Origin of the sequence: Pseudomonas rustica (assembly GCF_018336155.1) — a bacterium.
In the GTDB taxonomy this organism is placed as follows: Bacteria; Pseudomonadota; Gammaproteobacteria; order Pseudomonadales; family Pseudomonadaceae; genus Aquipseudomonas; species Aquipseudomonas rustica.
Genome location: NZ_JAGYHF010000003.1, coordinates 438,230 through 453,604 on the forward strand (window position 1 = coordinate 438,230; position 15,375 = coordinate 453,604).

The 15,375-nt window shown below is 59.6% G+C and carries 11 protein-coding genes and 1 pseudogene; 10 read left to right on the plus strand and 2 right to left on the minus strand.

Annotated elements, in window-relative coordinates:
- Nucleotides 1-59 precede the first annotated feature (59 nt).
- The 7 genes from KFS80_RS07460 (at nucleotide 60) to KFS80_RS07490 (ending at nucleotide 10,875) form a co-directional block, all read left to right on the plus strand.
- The gene (locus KFS80_RS07460; protein WP_053118866.1) at nucleotides 60-542 is read left to right on the plus strand and encodes a sigma-70 family RNA polymerase sigma factor; all 483 of its coding nucleotides are present in this window, start codon (nucleotides 60-62) and stop codon (nucleotides 540-542) included.
- A 134-nt stretch (nucleotides 543-676) separates the two neighbouring features.
- A complete protein-coding gene (locus KFS80_RS07465) occupies nucleotides 677-2,011 on the plus strand; it encodes a lysine N(6)-hydroxylase/L-ornithine N(5)-oxygenase family protein (protein ID WP_212544391.1) in 1,335 nt (444 codons plus the stop codon).
- Between the two features lie 704 nt (nucleotides 2,012-2,715).
- Complete coding sequence (gene mgtA, locus KFS80_RS07470; RefSeq protein ID WP_212544392.1) at nucleotides 2,716-5,415, plus strand: magnesium-translocating P-type ATPase; 2,700 nt, start codon at nucleotides 2,716-2,718, stop codon at nucleotides 5,413-5,415.
- A 162-nt stretch (nucleotides 5,416-5,577) separates the two neighbouring features.
- Entirely contained in the window at nucleotides 5,578-6,294 is a 717-nt protein-coding gene (locus KFS80_RS07475; RefSeq protein ID WP_007913384.1) for an MgtC/SapB family protein, read from the plus strand.
- 148 nt (nucleotides 6,295-6,442) lie between these two features.
- Entirely contained in the window at nucleotides 6,443-6,877 is a 435-nt protein-coding gene (locus tag KFS80_RS07480; RefSeq protein ID WP_212544393.1) for an ANTAR domain-containing protein, read from the plus strand.
- Between the two features lie 142 nt (nucleotides 6,878-7,019).
- Complete coding sequence (locus KFS80_RS07485) at nucleotides 7,020-7,646, plus strand: response regulator transcription factor (protein WP_212544394.1); 627 nt, start codon at nucleotides 7,020-7,022, stop codon at nucleotides 7,644-7,646.
- 10 nt (nucleotides 7,647-7,656) lie between these two features.
- Nucleotides 7,657-10,875 carry a transporter substrate-binding domain-containing protein gene (locus KFS80_RS07490; RefSeq protein ID WP_212544395.1) on the plus strand — a complete coding sequence of 1,073 codons (3,219 nt, stop codon included), beginning with the start codon at nucleotides 7,657-7,659 and terminating at the stop codon, nucleotides 10,873-10,875.
- A 4-nt stretch (nucleotides 10,876-10,879) separates the two neighbouring features.
- Here KFS80_RS07490 and dkgB read toward each other — a convergent pair whose 3' ends face one another.
- Both dkgB and KFS80_RS07500 read right to left on the minus strand, forming a co-directional pair.
- Complete coding sequence (dkgB, locus tag KFS80_RS07495) at nucleotides 10,880-11,683, minus strand: 2,5-didehydrogluconate reductase DkgB (protein WP_053118877.1); 804 nt, start codon at nucleotides 11,681-11,683, stop codon at nucleotides 10,880-10,882.
- A 246-nt stretch (nucleotides 11,684-11,929) separates the two neighbouring features.
- Entirely contained in the window at nucleotides 11,930-12,838 is a 909-nt protein-coding gene (locus KFS80_RS07500; protein ID WP_159812926.1) for a LysR substrate-binding domain-containing protein, read from the minus strand.
- 105 nt (nucleotides 12,839-12,943) lie between these two features.
- On the opposite strand from KFS80_RS07500, the pseudogene KFS80_RS07505 reads away from it, so the two are divergent.
- The 3 genes and pseudogenes from KFS80_RS07505 to ycaC all read left to right on the plus strand — a co-directional run bounded on the left by KFS80_RS07505 (nucleotide 12,944) and on the right by ycaC (nucleotide 15,263).
- Nucleotides 12,944-13,809 (plus strand): annotated as a pseudogene (locus KFS80_RS07505) (pirin family protein).
- 86 nt (nucleotides 13,810-13,895) lie between these two features.
- Nucleotides 13,896-14,579, plus strand: coding sequence for an isochorismatase family protein (locus tag KFS80_RS07510; protein ID WP_008084027.1), 684 nt, complete (start codon nucleotides 13,896-13,898; stop codon nucleotides 14,577-14,579).
- Between the two features lie 57 nt (nucleotides 14,580-14,636).
- On the plus strand, nucleotides 14,637-15,263 hold the full coding sequence (gene ycaC, locus KFS80_RS07515; protein ID WP_053118885.1) for an isochorismate family cysteine hydrolase YcaC: 627 nt from the start codon (nucleotides 14,637-14,639) through the stop codon (nucleotides 15,261-15,263).
- Nucleotides 15,264-15,375: the final 112 nt, after the last annotated feature.

A 15,375-nucleotide genomic window follows, 5' to 3' on the forward strand; every position in this document is an offset into this window, starting at 1 on the left:
CACGCCGTCGTCAATCGGTGTGCTCAAGGACAGAAACCGCACGTTTGCGGCCGGGAGTCATGTTGGAAAACTACTATCGCGAGCTGGTGTGTTTCCTCAACGCCAAGCTCGGCAATCGTCAGATTGCCGAAGATGTGGTGCATGACGCCTATCTGCGGGTGCTGGAGCGTTCCAGCGATACACCGATCGAGCAACCGCGTGCGTTTCTTTATCGTACGGCGCTGAACCTGGTCATCGACGACCATCGGCGCAACGCTTTGCGCCAGGTCGAATCACTCGATGTGCTCGACAACGAAGAGCGCTATTTCACCCCGTCGCCCCACAGCACTCTCGATCACGGCCAGCGTCTGGAAATGCTCCAGCGCGCGTTGGCAGAACTGCCGCCGCTGTGTCGCGACAGTTTTCTGCTGCGCAAGATCGAAGGTCTGTCGCACCCGGAAATCGCCGAACAGCTGGGCATTTCCAAGGCGCTGGTGGAAAAACACATCGTCAATGCGATGAAACATTGCCGCGTGCGGATCAAACAATGGGACGCCCATTGAGCCGACTTCGTTAAATTTTATTTCACTGTCCTCGTTCCTACTCAACAGACGACCTGCTGTCCTGCTCAAGGCCGGTCAGGTCACTTAGGCTCTCCATGCCCCTTGTTGAGGGGTTCCTCCAGAGGACACTGGAAATGACTCAGGCAATTGCATCGCCCATCGTTCACGACCTGATCGGCGTCGGTTTCGGCCCTTCGAACCTGGCGCTGGCCATCGCTCTGCAAGAGCGCGGCCCGATCCATGGCGAGCTGGATGTGCTGTTCCTCGACAAGCAGGCCAATTACAGCTGGCACGGCAACACCCTGTCGACGCAAAGCGAGTTGCAGATTTCCTTCCTCAAGGATCTGGTGACCCTGCGCAATCCGACCAGCCCGTACTCGTTCGTCAACTACCTGAAGGATCACGGCCGTCTGGTCGACTTCATCAACCTCGGCACGTTTTACCCGTGCCGCATGGAGTACAACGACTACCTGCGCTGGGTCGCCGGCAAGTTCACCGAGCAGAGCCGCTACGGCGAAGAAGTGCTGACCATCGAGCCGGTGCTGCACAACCATCAGGTTGAAGCGCTGCGCGTGATTTCCCGTGGCAGCGACGGCCAGCAACATGTGCGCACCACCCGTTCGGTAGTGGTCAGCGCCGGTGGCACGCCGCGTATTCCAGAAGCGTTCAAAGCGCTGAAGGGCGACAGCCGTGTGTTCCACCATTCGCAATATTTGTCGCAAATGTCCAAGCAGCCGTGCGTGAACAATCAGCCGATGAGCATCGCAATCATCGGTGGCGGGCAGAGCGCGGCGGAAGCGTTTATTGATCTGAATGATTCGTTCCCGTCGGTGCAGGTCGACATGATCCTGCGCGGCTCGGCCCTCAAGCCTGCGGACGACAGCCCGTTCGTCAACGAAGTGTTTTCACCGGAGTTCACCGACCTGGTGTTCCAGCAGAACAGCGCCGAGCGCGAGCGTCTGGTCAACGAGTACCACAACACCAACTACTCGGTGGTCGACATCGACCTGATCGAGCGCATCTACGGCATCTTCTACCGCCAGAAGGTTTCCGGGATTGCCCGTCACGCGTTCCGTACGCTGACCACAGTCGAGAGCGCTACTGCGACTGAAAACGGTATCGAACTGGCGGTGCGCAACAACGCCACCGGCGAAGTCACCGTGCGCAACTACGACGCGGTTGTATTGGCCACCGGTTACGAGCGGCAGATGCACCGCAAACTGCTGGCGCCGCTGGAAGAGTACCTCGGTGATTTCGAGGTCGACCGTAATTACAAACTGATCACCGACGAGCGCTGCAAGGCCGGCATCTACATGCAGGGCTTCTGCCAGGCCAGCCATGGTCTGAGCGACACCTTGCTGTCGGTGCTGCCGATTCGTGCGGACGAGATTGCTGGCTCGCTGTATGAGCATGGCAAAAACCGTGGGCATCGGTCGATGGCGGATTTGCTGCTGGCGACTGCCAGCTGATTTTTTAGCGCCTCACATACCGCCTTCGCGAGCAAGCCCGCTCCCACAGGGGATTTTCAGTGAACACAGATTTTGTGTCAGATGAAGATCCAATGTGGGAGCGGGCTTGCTCGCGAAGAGGCCAGCAGAAGCACCGAAAATTCAAGATCGTTCCCACGCTCTGCGTGGGAATGCCTCAACGGACGCTCCGCGTTCGGCCTTCGACAGGGACGCGGAGCGTCCCGGGCTGCATTCCCACGCAGAGCATGGGAACGATCATCCTGAACCCTTCCTGAACATCCCCCACATTCCCCAACGCACTGCCTTTTGCGGGTTTACTCTCCAATCATCGGGGCGTAAGCTTCGCGCGTTTTCATCAATAGCGGAGACCCACAGTGGGTACTTGTTCGAGTGACAGTTGTCGGCCGGTCTCGGTAACCGGCAGATTCTCGGCAAGATAACGCGCAGACTTTCTCTGTCGTTGTCTCGCCGTAAAAGCGAGCAGCGGCATCCCGTGCATGTCCCGTCCTGGGCCATGGCTAGACGTCCTTCTCATCGACGCTGAACAGAGCGTGGTTTCGACTTTATTGTCGTGATCGCAGCCCTATCGACACGCCTGTCTTTTCTGACCGGCGCGCCAAGCCTTGCCGTGCCGGTTTTTCCGGCGAACGAGGCGCGGCCGTATCTGCTTGACGGTTTCCCGGCTGACCACAGGGGCAACAGCCATGAAATTTACGCTCAAGGAATTTTTCGCAGGCTTCCTGCGCACCCGCCACATCGCCCGGCACTTCCGTCGCCTGGCGTTGCTGGAATCGATCAACGACACCACGGTCAGCCGTGAAGTCCCACCGACTCTGGCCAACACTCTGGTCGATGCCGCGCATTGCGACAGCGGTGTGCTGCTGTCGTCATTGGGCACGCATTCCGATGGCCTCACCGATTTCGAAGTAGATGCGCTGCGTGCGCAATATGGCCTCAACGAAGTCGAACACGAGCAGCCGCTGCCGTGGTGGACTCACCTGTGGCACTGCTACAAAAACCCGTTCAACCTGCTGCTGACGCTGTTGGCGGTGATCTCGTGGCTGACCGAAGACCTCAAGGCAGCCGTGGTGATTTTTTCCATGGTGGTGCTGTCGACGCTGCTGCGCTTCTGGCAGGAAAGCAAATCCAACCAGGCCGCCGATGCACTGAAAGCCATGGTCAGCAACACCGCCACCGTGATGCGCCGAGACGCGCCACGCAGCGAATTGCCGATCAAACAATTGGTCCCGGGCGACCTGATCGTGCTCTCGGCCGGTGACATGATTCCTGCCGATTGCCGCGTGCTCAACGCCAAGGATCTGTTCGTCAGCCAAGCTGCAATGACCGGCGAATCGATGCCGGTGGAGAAGTTTCCGCGTCAGGCTGATCGCGACACGCGCAATCCGCTGGAGCTGGACAACATCCTGTTCATGGGCACCAACGTGGTGTCCGGCACAGCAGTGGCGGTGATCCTGACCACCGGCAACAGCACCTATTTCGGTGCGCTGGCCCAGCGAGTTGGTGCAACCGATCGCGCGGTGACTTCGTTCCAGCAGGGCGTCAACAAAGTCAGCTGGCTGTTGATCCGTTTCATGTTCGTCATGGCGCCGCTGGTGCTGTTCATCAACGGTTTCACCAAGGGTGACTGGACGGAAGCACTGCTGTTCGCGTTGTCGATTGCCGTCGGCCTGACCCCAGAAATGCTGCCGATGATCGTCACCTCGACGCTGGCCAAAGGCGCGGTGTTTCTGTCGCGTAAAAAAGTCATCGTCAAGCGCCTCGATGCGATCCAGAACTTCGGCGCGATGGACGTGCTGTGCACCGACAAGACCGGCACGCTGACGCAGGACAAGATCTTCCTCGCGCGCAATGTCGACGTGTGGGGTGCTGATTCCGATGACGTGCTGGAAATGGCCTACCTCAACAGCTACTACCAGACCGGCCTGAAAAACCTGCTGGATGTCGCGGTGCTGGAGCATGTGGAAATCCACCGCGAACTGAAAGTCGGCACGGCGTTTCGCAAGGTCGATGAGATCCCGTTCGACTTCAATCGTCGGCGCATGTCGGTGGTGGTCAAAGGGCGCGGCCAGCCGCATCAGCTGATCTGCAAAGGCGCGGTGGAAGAAGTGCTGGCGGTGTGCAGCCGCGTGCGTCACGGCGACGTCGATGAAGCCTTGAGCGATGAATTGCTGACCAGGATTCGTCAGGTCACCGCAGCATTCAACGCTGAAGGCTTGCGCGTGGTGGCCGTGGCCGCACGCTCGATGCCCGAAGGGCGCGAAATTTACAGCCTGGCCGATGAGCAAAAACTGACGCTGATTGGTTACGTGGCGTTTCTCGATCCACCGAAAGAAAGCACTGCGCCCGCGCTGAAAGCCTTGGCCGAACATGGCGTGGCAGTGAAAGTGCTGACCGGCGACAACGAACTGGTGACCGCGAAGATCTGCCGTGAAGTCGGCCTCGCGCAACAAGGCCTGCTGCTGGGCAACGACGTCGAGCGCATGAGCGATGCCGAACTGGCGGTGGCGGTAGAGACCACCAATGTCTTCGCCAAACTGACGCCGTCGCACAAGGAGCGCATCGTGCGCATCCTCAAGGGCAACGGCCATGTGGTCGGGTTCATGGGCGACGGCATCAACGATGCACCAGCCCTGCGTACCGCCGACATCGGTATTTCCGTGGACAGCGCGGTGGACATCGCCAAGGAAGCGGCCGACATCATCCTTCTGGAAAAGAGCCTAATGGTGCTGGAGGAGGGCGTGCTCGAAGGGCGGCGCACCTTCGCCAACATGCTCAAGTACATCAAGATGACCGCCAGCTCCAACTTCGGCAACGTGTTCTCGGTGCTGGTCGCCAGTGCGTTTATTCCGTTCCTGCCAATGCTGCCGATGCACCTGTTGGTGCAGAACCTGCTCTACGACATTTCGCAGATCGCCATTCCGTTCGATAACGTCGACGAGGAAATGCTGAAAAAACCACAACGCTGGCAGCCGGGCGACGTCGGGCGCTTCATGCTGTTTTTCGGCCCGATCAGCTCGATCTTTGACATCACCACGTTCGCCTTGATGTGGTACGTCTTCGATGCCAACACCCCGGATCACCAGACGCTGTTCCAGTCCGGCTGGTTCGTGGTCGGGTTGCTGACCCAGACGCTGATCGTGCACATGATCCGCACGCCGAAGATTCCGTTCCTGCAAAGCCGTGCCGCCATGCCGCTGCTGGTGATGACCGGAATCATCATGGCGGTGGGGATCTTCCTGCCGATGGGGCCGCTGGCGCACTACTTCAAATTGCAGGCGCTGCCGTCGCTGTACTTCGTGTTTCTGCCGGTGATTCTGCTGGCGTACATGGCGCTGACCCAAGCGGTGAAAGGCTTCTACATCCGCCGGTTTGGCTGGCAATAACAGCAACACCGCTCCCCCCTGTAGGAGCTGCCGAAGGCTGCGATCTTTTGATTTTGTTTTCAAAAGGCAACATCAAAAGATCGCAGCCTTCGGCAGCTCCTACAGGGGCTCGTTTCAAGCAGGCCCCACAAGGGGGTTTGTGTTTTTTTCAGGAAGATGACGATGCAAGCCATCAACAACCTCAACCTCGATTCACTGCTCGACACCCTCGTCAGCCTCAGCGCCGCGTTCATCCTCGGTGGCCTGATCGGTTTCGAGCGCCAGTACCGACAACGCACCGCCGGCCTGCGCACGAACGTGCTGGTCGCCGTCGGCGCAGCGATTTTCGTCGACATGGCCAACCGTCTCGCCGGCGCTGAAGGCGCGGTGCGCGTGGTTGCCTACGTGGTCTCCGGCATCGGTTTTCTCGGCGCCGGGGTGATCATGCGTGAAGAGGGCAACGTGCGCGGCCTCAACACCGCCGCGACTCTATGGACTTCTGCGGCAGTGGGCGCCTGCGCCGGCGCCGACCTGCTCGCCGAAGCCGTGCTCGGCACGCTGTTTATCCTCGCTGCGAACACCTTGCTGCGGCCGATCGTCAACAACATCAACCGCCAACCGCTGGACGTGGTGTCGGCGGAAGTCACCAACATCGTCTACGTTATCGCCCGGCGTTCGCAGCAAACGGCGGTGTTCGCGTTGCTCGAAGCTGAACTGGAGCGCAGTAATTACCCGGCCAGTGATGTCGACGTGCATGCCTTCGGTGCGGACGAAATCGAGATCGAAGCGACATTGGCGACAACGTCGGTGGACGGCGATGAGCTGGATGCACTGGTCGCGCGGATCTCGACGTCAGCGTTGGTGGTGCAGGCGTTCTGGAGTCCGAGTACCACCGAATAGCCGCACTTTGTTGGCGCCGGCCTGGCGTGGCCGAGCGCGTAAATCAAGGAATTACCGCCAGTCTTTTTAGGACGCGTCCTACAGAATCTTCCGTTTGGCCTCCGTAGGCTTTCATTCATTTGAAGCCGTTTAACCCGTGAGGTTTACGATGAACAACAAAGCCCTGCGCATTCTGATCGCCGATCCGCAACATTTTCACCGCATGAAAATCGAGCGTGCATTCAATGGCCTCGGCTACTACCGCATCGCGCCGGTACAGAGCTTGGTCGACCTGCTGACCCTGGTCGATTACGGCTGCGAACCCTTCGACATCGTGGTGATCAACGCTGAAATGGCCGCTGGCTCACTGGATCTGCTGGGGTTTTTTCTCGATAACCCGCATGTTCGCCACGCCTTGATCTACAACGAACCTACTGCGCCATCACGGGCGATTCCGGGTTTTGCGCAGGATAATGTGCAGCTCAGCCATTGCGCTCTGCCGAATGCGCGAATGATCGAGCAGTTGGCGGCGCTGGCCGATGCGCCAAAACCTGGAGCCTGCGCTGACTTGATGCGTGTTCCAGCGTTGAAACGTCAGGCTTAGACACAAATATTCAATGGCCGCAACTGTCAAACCTGACAGGTAGATTCGCCGTCGTTCCCGTGCAACAGTCTTTGCGCAGCCACCCTGTCCGCTCAACGCGACAGCGGGGCGCCATCGTCTGGTCTTGCCATCGGGAGTGTTCATGAAGTCAGCGCTGGTCGTCGAAGATCATCCGGTGGTGTTTGCCGCCGTCAGAATCGTGCTGCAAGCCGAAGGCTTCAAAGTTATCCAAGAAACCTCCAGTGGTCTTGAGGTTTTGGCATTGATCCGCCAACACCAGCCGGATCTGCTGATACTCGATCTGAATTTGCCTGGCTTGGATGGTCTCGAAGTGCTGGCGCGGATCAAGGCCAATGATCTGAACTGTCGGGTGCTGATCTTCACCTCGCGTGAAGCGCGTTTTTATCAGGAGCGCTGCTTGCGCGCTGGCGCCATGGCGTTTGTGCCCAAGACCAATCAGCTGGAGCAGTTGCACAAGGCGATTCAGGCGCTGATGTCGGGGTACACCTACTTCACGGCATTGCCTGATCAGGCACATTCATCCAACTCCCTGCAATACACCGAAAAGCAGCTGATCGATCAGCTCTCCGACCGGGAGTTGAGCATCTTCGTGCAACTGGGGCTGGGTAAATCCAACAAAGCCATCGCCGAAGACATGCACCTCAGCCACAAGACCGTCAGCACCTATAAAACCCGATTGATGACCAAACTCGGCGTCGCGTCTGCCGTTCACTTGCGTGACTTCGCCAAGCGCAATCATTTGATCTGAGGGGCCGCACATGAGGCTGGGCCGCTGGGTTCTGATCCTGTTGTCGGCGTGGGGGCTAATGGCGTCGGCCGAGACCGCGCCCACGACGCTGGAGATCCTCACGCGAACCCGGCTGGAGAACGTTCACGTTCGGCTCGATGGCACGGATCGGTATTGGCTGCGTCAGCACCCGGTGCTACGCATGGGCATTTCCGGGCCGGATTACCCGCCGTTCGAATTGACCCGCAACCACCATCAACTGGAAGGGCTCAGCGCCGATTACGCCGATCTGCTCGCGCAATTGCTGAATATGCGTGTCGAAGTGCTGCGCTACGCCAACCGCGAAGCGGCCATTACCGCGCTCAAACGGGGCGAGCTGGACGTGCTCGGCACCTCGAACAACTTTGAATTGGCTGATCCTGAACTGGTGCTGTCCCGCGCGTACGCTGAAGATCAGCCAATGCTGGTGACCCGGCTCGGAGACGCGCCGCTGGCCGATCTTGCCGGCAAACGCCTGGCCATGGCCGAAGACTACTTGCCACTGGCGACCGTGCAGGGCTTTTATCCACAGACCCATATTCAGCGCTACCGCTCAGCCATGGACGCGCTCGGCGCCGTGGCCTTCGGCAGGGACGATGCGTACCTCGGCGACTTCATCAGTGCCAACTACCTGATCAACACCAATTACCGCAACGACGTGCAACTGGCCGGGCCGTCCGGGCTGGATGCCAACCCGTTCGGCTTCGCGCTGCGCCGCACGGATGCGCGATTGAAACGGATCATCGACAAGGCGCTGGCCGCCATTCCCCTGCATCAACGGCAGATCATCGAGCAACGCTGGAGCGCCGGGCGCGCGGAAATGGCCGAGCAGTCGCAAGTGCGCCTGAGTGCCAAAGAACAGCGCTGGCTCGACCAGCATCCGCGTGTGCGGGTCGGCGTTATCGATGATTTTGCGCCGCTGTCGTTTTTTGATGCCGAAGGTCGCCTCAGCGGGCTTGCGGCGCCGTTGTTGAGTCTGATCAGTCAGCGCAGCGGCCTGACGTTCGAGGTGGTGCGCGGTCGCTCGCTGGATCGCCAGATCGAGCAATTGAAGGTTGGCGAGCTCGATGTGCTGCCAGTGGTGACGCCGAGCAGTGAGCGTGAAGCCGAATTGCGCTTTACCCGAGCGTATCTGAGCAATCCGTTCGTGCTGGTCACGGCTGCAGGTGTGGACAGCCCGCGCAGCCTCGATGATCTGGCCGGCAAACGCCTGGCGATTTATCGCGGGCATCCGTTGCGTGGTTATCTGCTCGAACATGCGCCGCTGGTGAAATTGGTCGAAGTGCCCAGCCCGGCGGCGGGCATGGACATGATCGGTAAAGGCCAGGCAGACGCGACCGTGAGTTCGTTGCTGGTGGCGCGCTATCTGATTGCCCGTCACTACCGTGAACGCATGCGAATTGTCACCACCGTCGGTGATCAACCCGCCAGAATCGCCTTGGCCACGGTGCCGCAGGCGGCTGAGCTTCAGTCGATTCTGAACAAGGCATTGCTGAGCATCGCGCCGCAGGAAATCGATGAACTGGTCGGCCGCTGGAGCCATGACATGGTGGTCGATGACAGCTATTGGCTGCGTCATCGCGGGGAAATTCTGCGCGGCTTTATCGGTGCGGCGGTGTTGCTGCTATTGGCACTGGCCTGGATCGGTTTTCAGCGCCGGCAGATCCGTCAACGGCAGCAATGGTTGCAGCAATTGCAGGAGGCCAAGGACGTGGCCGACGATGCCAATCGTGCGAAAACCACGTTTCTGGCGACCATGAGTCATGAAATCCGCACGCCGATGAACACCTTGATCGGCATGCTTGAACTGGCGCTGAAACGTGCGGAGGAGGGCGTGACCGATCGCCTGGCGATCCAGGTCGCATCCAGTGCCGGGCAGCAATTGCTGGCGCTGATTGGCGACATTCTTGATATTGCGCGGATTGAATCCGGGCATTTGTCGCTGGCGCCCGAACGCGCGAATCTGCGTGAACTGGTCAGTTCGGTGTGCAGGGTTTTCGAAGGTTTGGCGCGACAGAAACGCTTGCTCTGGCACCTTGATCTAGAGGCTGGCAGCGACGTTGATGTGCTGATCGACCCGACGCGGTTCAAGCAGGTGCTATCGAATCTGCTGAGCAATGCGATCAAGTTCACCGAGACCGGCGAAGTGAGTTTGCAACTGCGCGTGAATGCTTTGGAGGCCGGGCAACTGGCGGTCTGCGTGATTATCGAAGACAGCGGCATTGGCATCAGCCCTGAAGACAGGCAGCGTTTGTTCAGTCCGTTTGTGCAGGCCGGCAATGACCCGCATGCGGCGCGCAGTGGTTCGGGATTGGGCTTGGTCATCAGTCGCAGCCTGTGCGAAATGATGGGCGGCGAGTTGCAACTCGAGAGCAAAACCGGCGTCGGCACGCGAGTCACCGTTCGCCTTGAGGTGGCGTTGCTGGAAGCGCTCGAACAAAACCATGCGCCCACGCCAATCGCCTCCGAATCCGTGCAATCGCTGAGCATTCTGGTGGTGGACGATCACCCGGTGAACCGCTTGTTGCTGTGTTGGCAACTCAGTGAGTTGGGGCACCGGACGGTCGACACTGAAGACGGCGAGCAGGGCTTGAAACTGTGGCGCGAGCAACCTTTTGACGTGCTCATCACCGACTGCAACATGCCCCGGCGCAGCGGTTATGAACTGGCGCGCGCGATTCGTCAGGACGAAGCGCTCGCAGGTGTCGGTCGACGTTTGATTATTGGTTTTACGGCCAATGCGCTGGTCGAGGAAAGAGCTCGTTGCCTCGCAGCGGGCATGGACGATTGCCTGTTCAAACCGATCCGTTTGCACGATCTGAGTGTGGCGTTGAGCGGCGTCAGCCACATTGAGCGAGGTATCGAACGATCAGAGAATCCGCCGCTGGCTGAGTTCGACCTCAGCGCGCTGGAGCAGTTGGCGGGGAATAACCGCGCCCTCATCGTTCACCTGCGCAAAGAAGTACTGAACAGCCTGCACGCCGATTTGCTGCGCCTCGACGATCTGTTGCAAACCCCTGACCGTGGCGGCCTGCGCGATCTGGCCCATCACATCAAGGGCGGTGCACAAATGGTCGGCGCCGCGCGCGTGGTGTCGGCGTGTACCGACCTCGAACACGCCTGCCGCGATGCTGAAAGCGCTACGCTGGGGGTTAGCGCCAGCGCATTGCGCGAGGCCATGCAAGTTCTCGCGCAACGGCTTCAGGCCTGAGCGATCAATCCCAGATGGGCGCGATGCCTTTTGGGCTGGTCAGGCGGTGGCCGCGCTCCAGCGTAGCGATCTGCGCCATGTCGGCATCGCTCAGCTTGAGGGCGGTGGCGCCGAGGTTGCTATGCAGGTTGGCGCGCTTGGTCGACGACGGAATCACTGCGTAACCCGATTGCATGGCCCATGCCAGCGTGACTTGTGCCGGAGTGGCTTGCAGGCGTGCAGCGATCTGCTCGATCACCGGATCCTTCAAGACTTCACCGTAAGCGAGGGTCATGTACGAGGTGATGTGAATGCCCTGGCTTTTGGCGAACTCAGCCACCGCGCGGTTTTGCAGGTACGGGTGCAATTCGATCTGGTTGGTGGCGATATTGTCGGCGCCGACGGCTTTGATGGCTTGCTTCATCAGGTCGATGGTGAAGTTGGACACGCCGATCTGCCGGGTCAGGCCCAGACGTTTGGCTTCCAGCAGAGCGCCCATGAATTCTTCGACGGGCACTTGGTCTTCCGGCGATGGCCAGTGGATCAGCGTCAGGTCGAGGTAGTCGGTTTGCAGTTTTTGCAGGCTCTCTTTGAGGCTGTCGATCAGGCGATCTTTGGCGAAGTTGGCGATCCAGATTTTGCTGGTGATGAACAGGTCTTCGCGGGGGATGCCGCTGGCGGCGATGGCCTGGCCGACGTCCGCTTCGTTTTCATAAATTTGCGCGGTGTCGATGACGCGGTAACCGAGTTCAAGGGCGGTGCTCACCGAGTCAATGACCACCTGGCCTTGCAGGCGAAAGGTACCGAGGCCGAAAGCGGGAACAGACATGAAAGACTCCAAGGGATTGCAGTGGGAATGCGGTCGAGTATCCGCGTGTGCATCCTTGAGAAAAACCGCTGCTGGGGCAAAGCAGTGTTGAGCAGAAGTCATGAATCAATCCTGGATTCTGTGTTGTCTGGACTGGCCTCTTCGCGAGCAAGCCCGCTCCCACAGGGATTTATGTTGGTAATGAATGTTGTGTACACCCCCAAATCCTGTGGGAGCGGGCTTGCTCGCGAAGGCCGCGCCGCCGATTCAGGCAATGTCGCTGCGCGCAAATTCCTCGCCGAGAAAATCAATCAACGTGCGCACCGACGGTAACAACCCCCGCCGTGACGGAAAAATCGCATGCACCACTCCACACTTCGGCGCCCACCCCGGAATCAACTCCACCACGCGCCCGGCGGCAATGTCCTCGCGCACCACCACACTCGGCAAATGCGCCACGCCGACCCCGGCAATCACTGCCTGACGCAACGCAATCAAATCATCAGTAACCATGCGCGGCGTGTGCCGGATCAGCGCCGTGTTGTCGTTCGGCCCGAGCAGTTCCCACTGATACTCACGCTGCGCCGCGCCCCAATGCAGGCTCGGCAAACCGTTGAGGTCAGCGGGCGAGGGCGGTGACGACAGGCGTTCAACAAACTGCGGACTGCCCACCACCGATTGCATGCTGTTGCCCAGCACCTTCATCACCATGTCGGTGTTTTCCAGTGGCGGAAAGCGCACGCGCAAAGCGATATCGAAACCTTCGTGAATCAGGTCGACGCGACGATTGGTGCTCTCGATGAACAACTCAACCAGCGGATACTTGAGCATGTAGCGCGTGAGCATCGGCCCGACCCACGAGTTGAGCAGCGCCGTCGGGCAACTCAGGCGCACCAGCCCTTGCGGCTCGGAGCGGTTGCGTTCGATCAGTTCGGCGGCGCTTTCGGCTTCGATGCGCATGGCCAGGCAACGCTGGTAATAAGCCTGGCCGATTTCAGTCAGCGAACAATGGCGGCTGGTGCGGTGCAGCAGGCGTACACCGAGGCGTTCTTCCAGTTCGGCAATGCGCCGGCTCAGCTTCGATTTGGGCATGTCCAACGCACGGCCGGCGGCGGCGAATCCGTGGTGTTCGACCACTTGGGTGAAGTAGTAAAGGGTGTTGAGGTCTTCCACCATCGTTCTCCAGATAGAACGCTAAGGCTGATTTTTGCAGTCTAGTGCATTAATGGTCATGGATTTAAGCTTAATCCATCGCATCATTCACCCCAATTGGAGACAACCATGAAAAACATCATCGGTATCTACACCAGCCCACGCGGCCATTGGGTCGGCGATGGTTTCCCGGTTCGCACGCTGTTTTCCTACGACAACCTGGGCAAACACATCAGCCCGTTCCTGCTGCTCGATCACGCCGGCCCCGCCGATTTCACCCCGACGACCGATCGTCGTGGCGTTGGTCAGCATCCGCACCGTGGTTTCGAAACTGTGACTATCGTTTATGACGGTGAAGTGCAGCACCGCGATTCGACCGGCAGTGGCGGCGTCATCGGCCCGGGCGATGTGCAATGGATGACGGCGGCGTCCGGGATCCTCCACGAGGAGTTTCACTCGGATGACTTCGCCAAAACCGGCGGCAAACTGGAAATGGTGCAGCTGTGGGTCAACCTGCCGGCCAAGGACAAAATGGCCGCGCCGGGCTACCAGACCATTCTCGACCGCGACATCCCGAGCATTGCGCTCAAGGACAACGCCGGCAGCCTGCGTCTGATCGCCGGTGAGTTCGATGGCCACACCGGCCCGTCGCGCACGTTCACGCCGATCGACGTGTGGGATCTGCGCCTTAACGCCGGCAAGTTGCTGACGCTGGATCTACACGAAGGCCGCAACACCGCGCTGGTGGTATTGAAAGGCTCGGTGCAGGTCAACGGTGTGGAATCGGTGCGCGAAGGGCAGTTGGCGCTGTTCGAACGTGATGGCAAGCAACTGACCCTTGAAGCCAGTCAGGACGCGGTGGTGTTGCTGCTCAGCGGCGAACCGATCGACGAACCGATCGTCGGCCACGGCCCGTTCGTGATGAACACGAGCAGGAAATCCACCAGGCCTTCGCCGACTTCCAGTCCGGCCGCTTCGGCCAGATGCACGCTTAACGCACAACCACTCCGCTCTACACAGGACGCGTAGGCCGGTTCGAAGGCCAGGGATGGCTGTTGCCTAAAGAAAAGAGGACACGCACATGAACACTGTCAATGCCGCGAACTTCGACGGTCAGAAACCGACCATCGATGCCAGCGATGCAGCCATGCTGCTGATCGACCACCAGAGCGGTCTGTTCCAGATCGTCAAGGACATGGACGTGCCGCAACTGCGCGCCAACGCCGTAGCGCTGGCGAAAGCGGCGACCCTGCTGAAGATGCCGGTGATTACCACAGCATCGGTGCCGCAAGGGCCGAACGGGCCGTTGATTCCGGAAATTCACGAAGCCGCGCCGCATGCGCAATACGTGGCGCGCAAGGGCGAAATCAACGCGTGGGATAACCCGGAGTTTCACGCGGCAGTCAAAGCCACTGGCAAGAAAACGTTGGTGATCGCCGGCACGCTAACCAGCGTCTGCCTGGCGTTCCCGTCCATCGCTGCCGTGCACGAAGGCTACAAGGTCTTTGCCGTGGTCGACGCGTCCGGCAATCACTCCAAACTCGCCACTGATCTGACAGTTGCCCGTTTGGCCCAGGCCGGGGTGGTGCCGATCGACATCATGGCTACGCTTTCCGAGCTGCAAGGCTCGTGGAACCGTCCCGATGCCGAGCAGTGGGCGGCCGTCTACGCCCAGGCCATGCCGCATTATCAATTGCTGATCGAGAGCTACCTCAAGGCTCAGCAAGTCGCGAACGAACACGAAGTGCTGGATTCCCAGCGCTGATCGAGTCTCCTGAGGCCGACCCCCCGTCGGCCTCTACAACACGCGAGGATTACTGCAATGACCACTCAATACAAACGTCTGGACAAGAACAACGCTGCGGTGCTGCTGGTCGATCACCAGGCCGGGCTGCTGTCGCTGGTGCGCGACATCGATCCGGACAAATTCAAAAACAACGTGCTGGCGCTGGCCGATCTGGCCAAGTACTTCAAACTGCCGACAATCCTCACCACCAGTTTCGAAACCGGCCCCAACGGCCCGCTGGTGCCTGAGCTGAAAGCGCTGTTTCCGGATGCGCCGTACATCGCTCGTCCAGGCCAGATCAACGCTTGGGACAACGAAGATTTCGTCAAGGCGATCAAGGCGACGGGCAAGAAGCAACTGATCATTGCTGGCGTGGTGACCGAGGTCTGCGTGGCGTTCCCGGCACTGTCGGCGATAGAGGAAGGTTTTGATGTGTTTGTGGTGACCGATGCCTCAGGCACGTTCAACGAATTGACCCGCGAATCGGCGTGGAATCGTATGTCCACGGCGGGTGCGCAGTTGATGACCTGGTTCGGTCTGGCCTGCGAGCTGCACCGCGACTGGCGCAACGACGTTGAAGGGCTGGGCACGCTCTTCTCCAACCACATCCCGGATTACCGCAACCTGTTCACCAGCTACAACAGCCTGTCTAACGACAAATAACCCGCGCCACCCGCAAACCCCTGTAGGAGCTGCCGAAGGCTGCGATCTTTTGACTTGGTTTTTGAAGGTCAAAAGATCGCAGCCTGCGGCAGCTCCTACAGGGTTTTGTGGG

Bases quoted from the DNA above. Each gene is read 5' to 3' on its own strand.
- KFS80_RS07460 (WP_053118866.1), top strand. From the start codon at position 60: ATGTTGGAAAACTACTATCGCGAGCTGGTGTGTTTCCTCAACGCCAAG.
- KFS80_RS07465 (WP_212544391.1), top strand. From the start codon at position 677: ATGACTCAGGCAATTGCATCGCCCATCGTTCACGACCTGATCGGCGTC.
- mgtA (WP_212544392.1), top strand. From the start codon at position 2,716: ATGAAATTTACGCTCAAGGAATTTTTCGCAGGCTTCCTGCGCACCCGC.
- KFS80_RS07475 (WP_007913384.1), top strand. From the start codon at position 5,578: ATGCAAGCCATCAACAACCTCAACCTCGATTCACTGCTCGACACCCTC.
- KFS80_RS07480 (WP_212544393.1), top strand. From the start codon at position 6,443: ATGAACAACAAAGCCCTGCGCATTCTGATCGCCGATCCGCAACATTTT.
- KFS80_RS07485 (WP_212544394.1), top strand. From the start codon at position 7,020: ATGAAGTCAGCGCTGGTCGTCGAAGATCATCCGGTGGTGTTTGCCGCC.
- KFS80_RS07490 (WP_212544395.1), top strand. From the start codon at position 7,657: ATGAGGCTGGGCCGCTGGGTTCTGATCCTGTTGTCGGCGTGGGGGCTA.
- dkgB (WP_053118877.1), bottom strand. From the start codon at position 11,683: ATGTCTGTTCCCGCTTTCGGCCTCGGTACCTTTCGCCTGCAAGGCCAG.
- KFS80_RS07500 (WP_159812926.1), bottom strand. From the start codon at position 12,838: ATGGTGGAAGACCTCAACACCCTTTACTACTTCACCCAAGTGGTCGAA.
- KFS80_RS07510 (WP_008084027.1), top strand. From the start codon at position 13,896: ATGAACACTGTCAATGCCGCGAACTTCGACGGTCAGAAACCGACCATC.
- ycaC (WP_053118885.1), top strand. From the start codon at position 14,637: ATGACCACTCAATACAAACGTCTGGACAAGAACAACGCTGCGGTGCTG.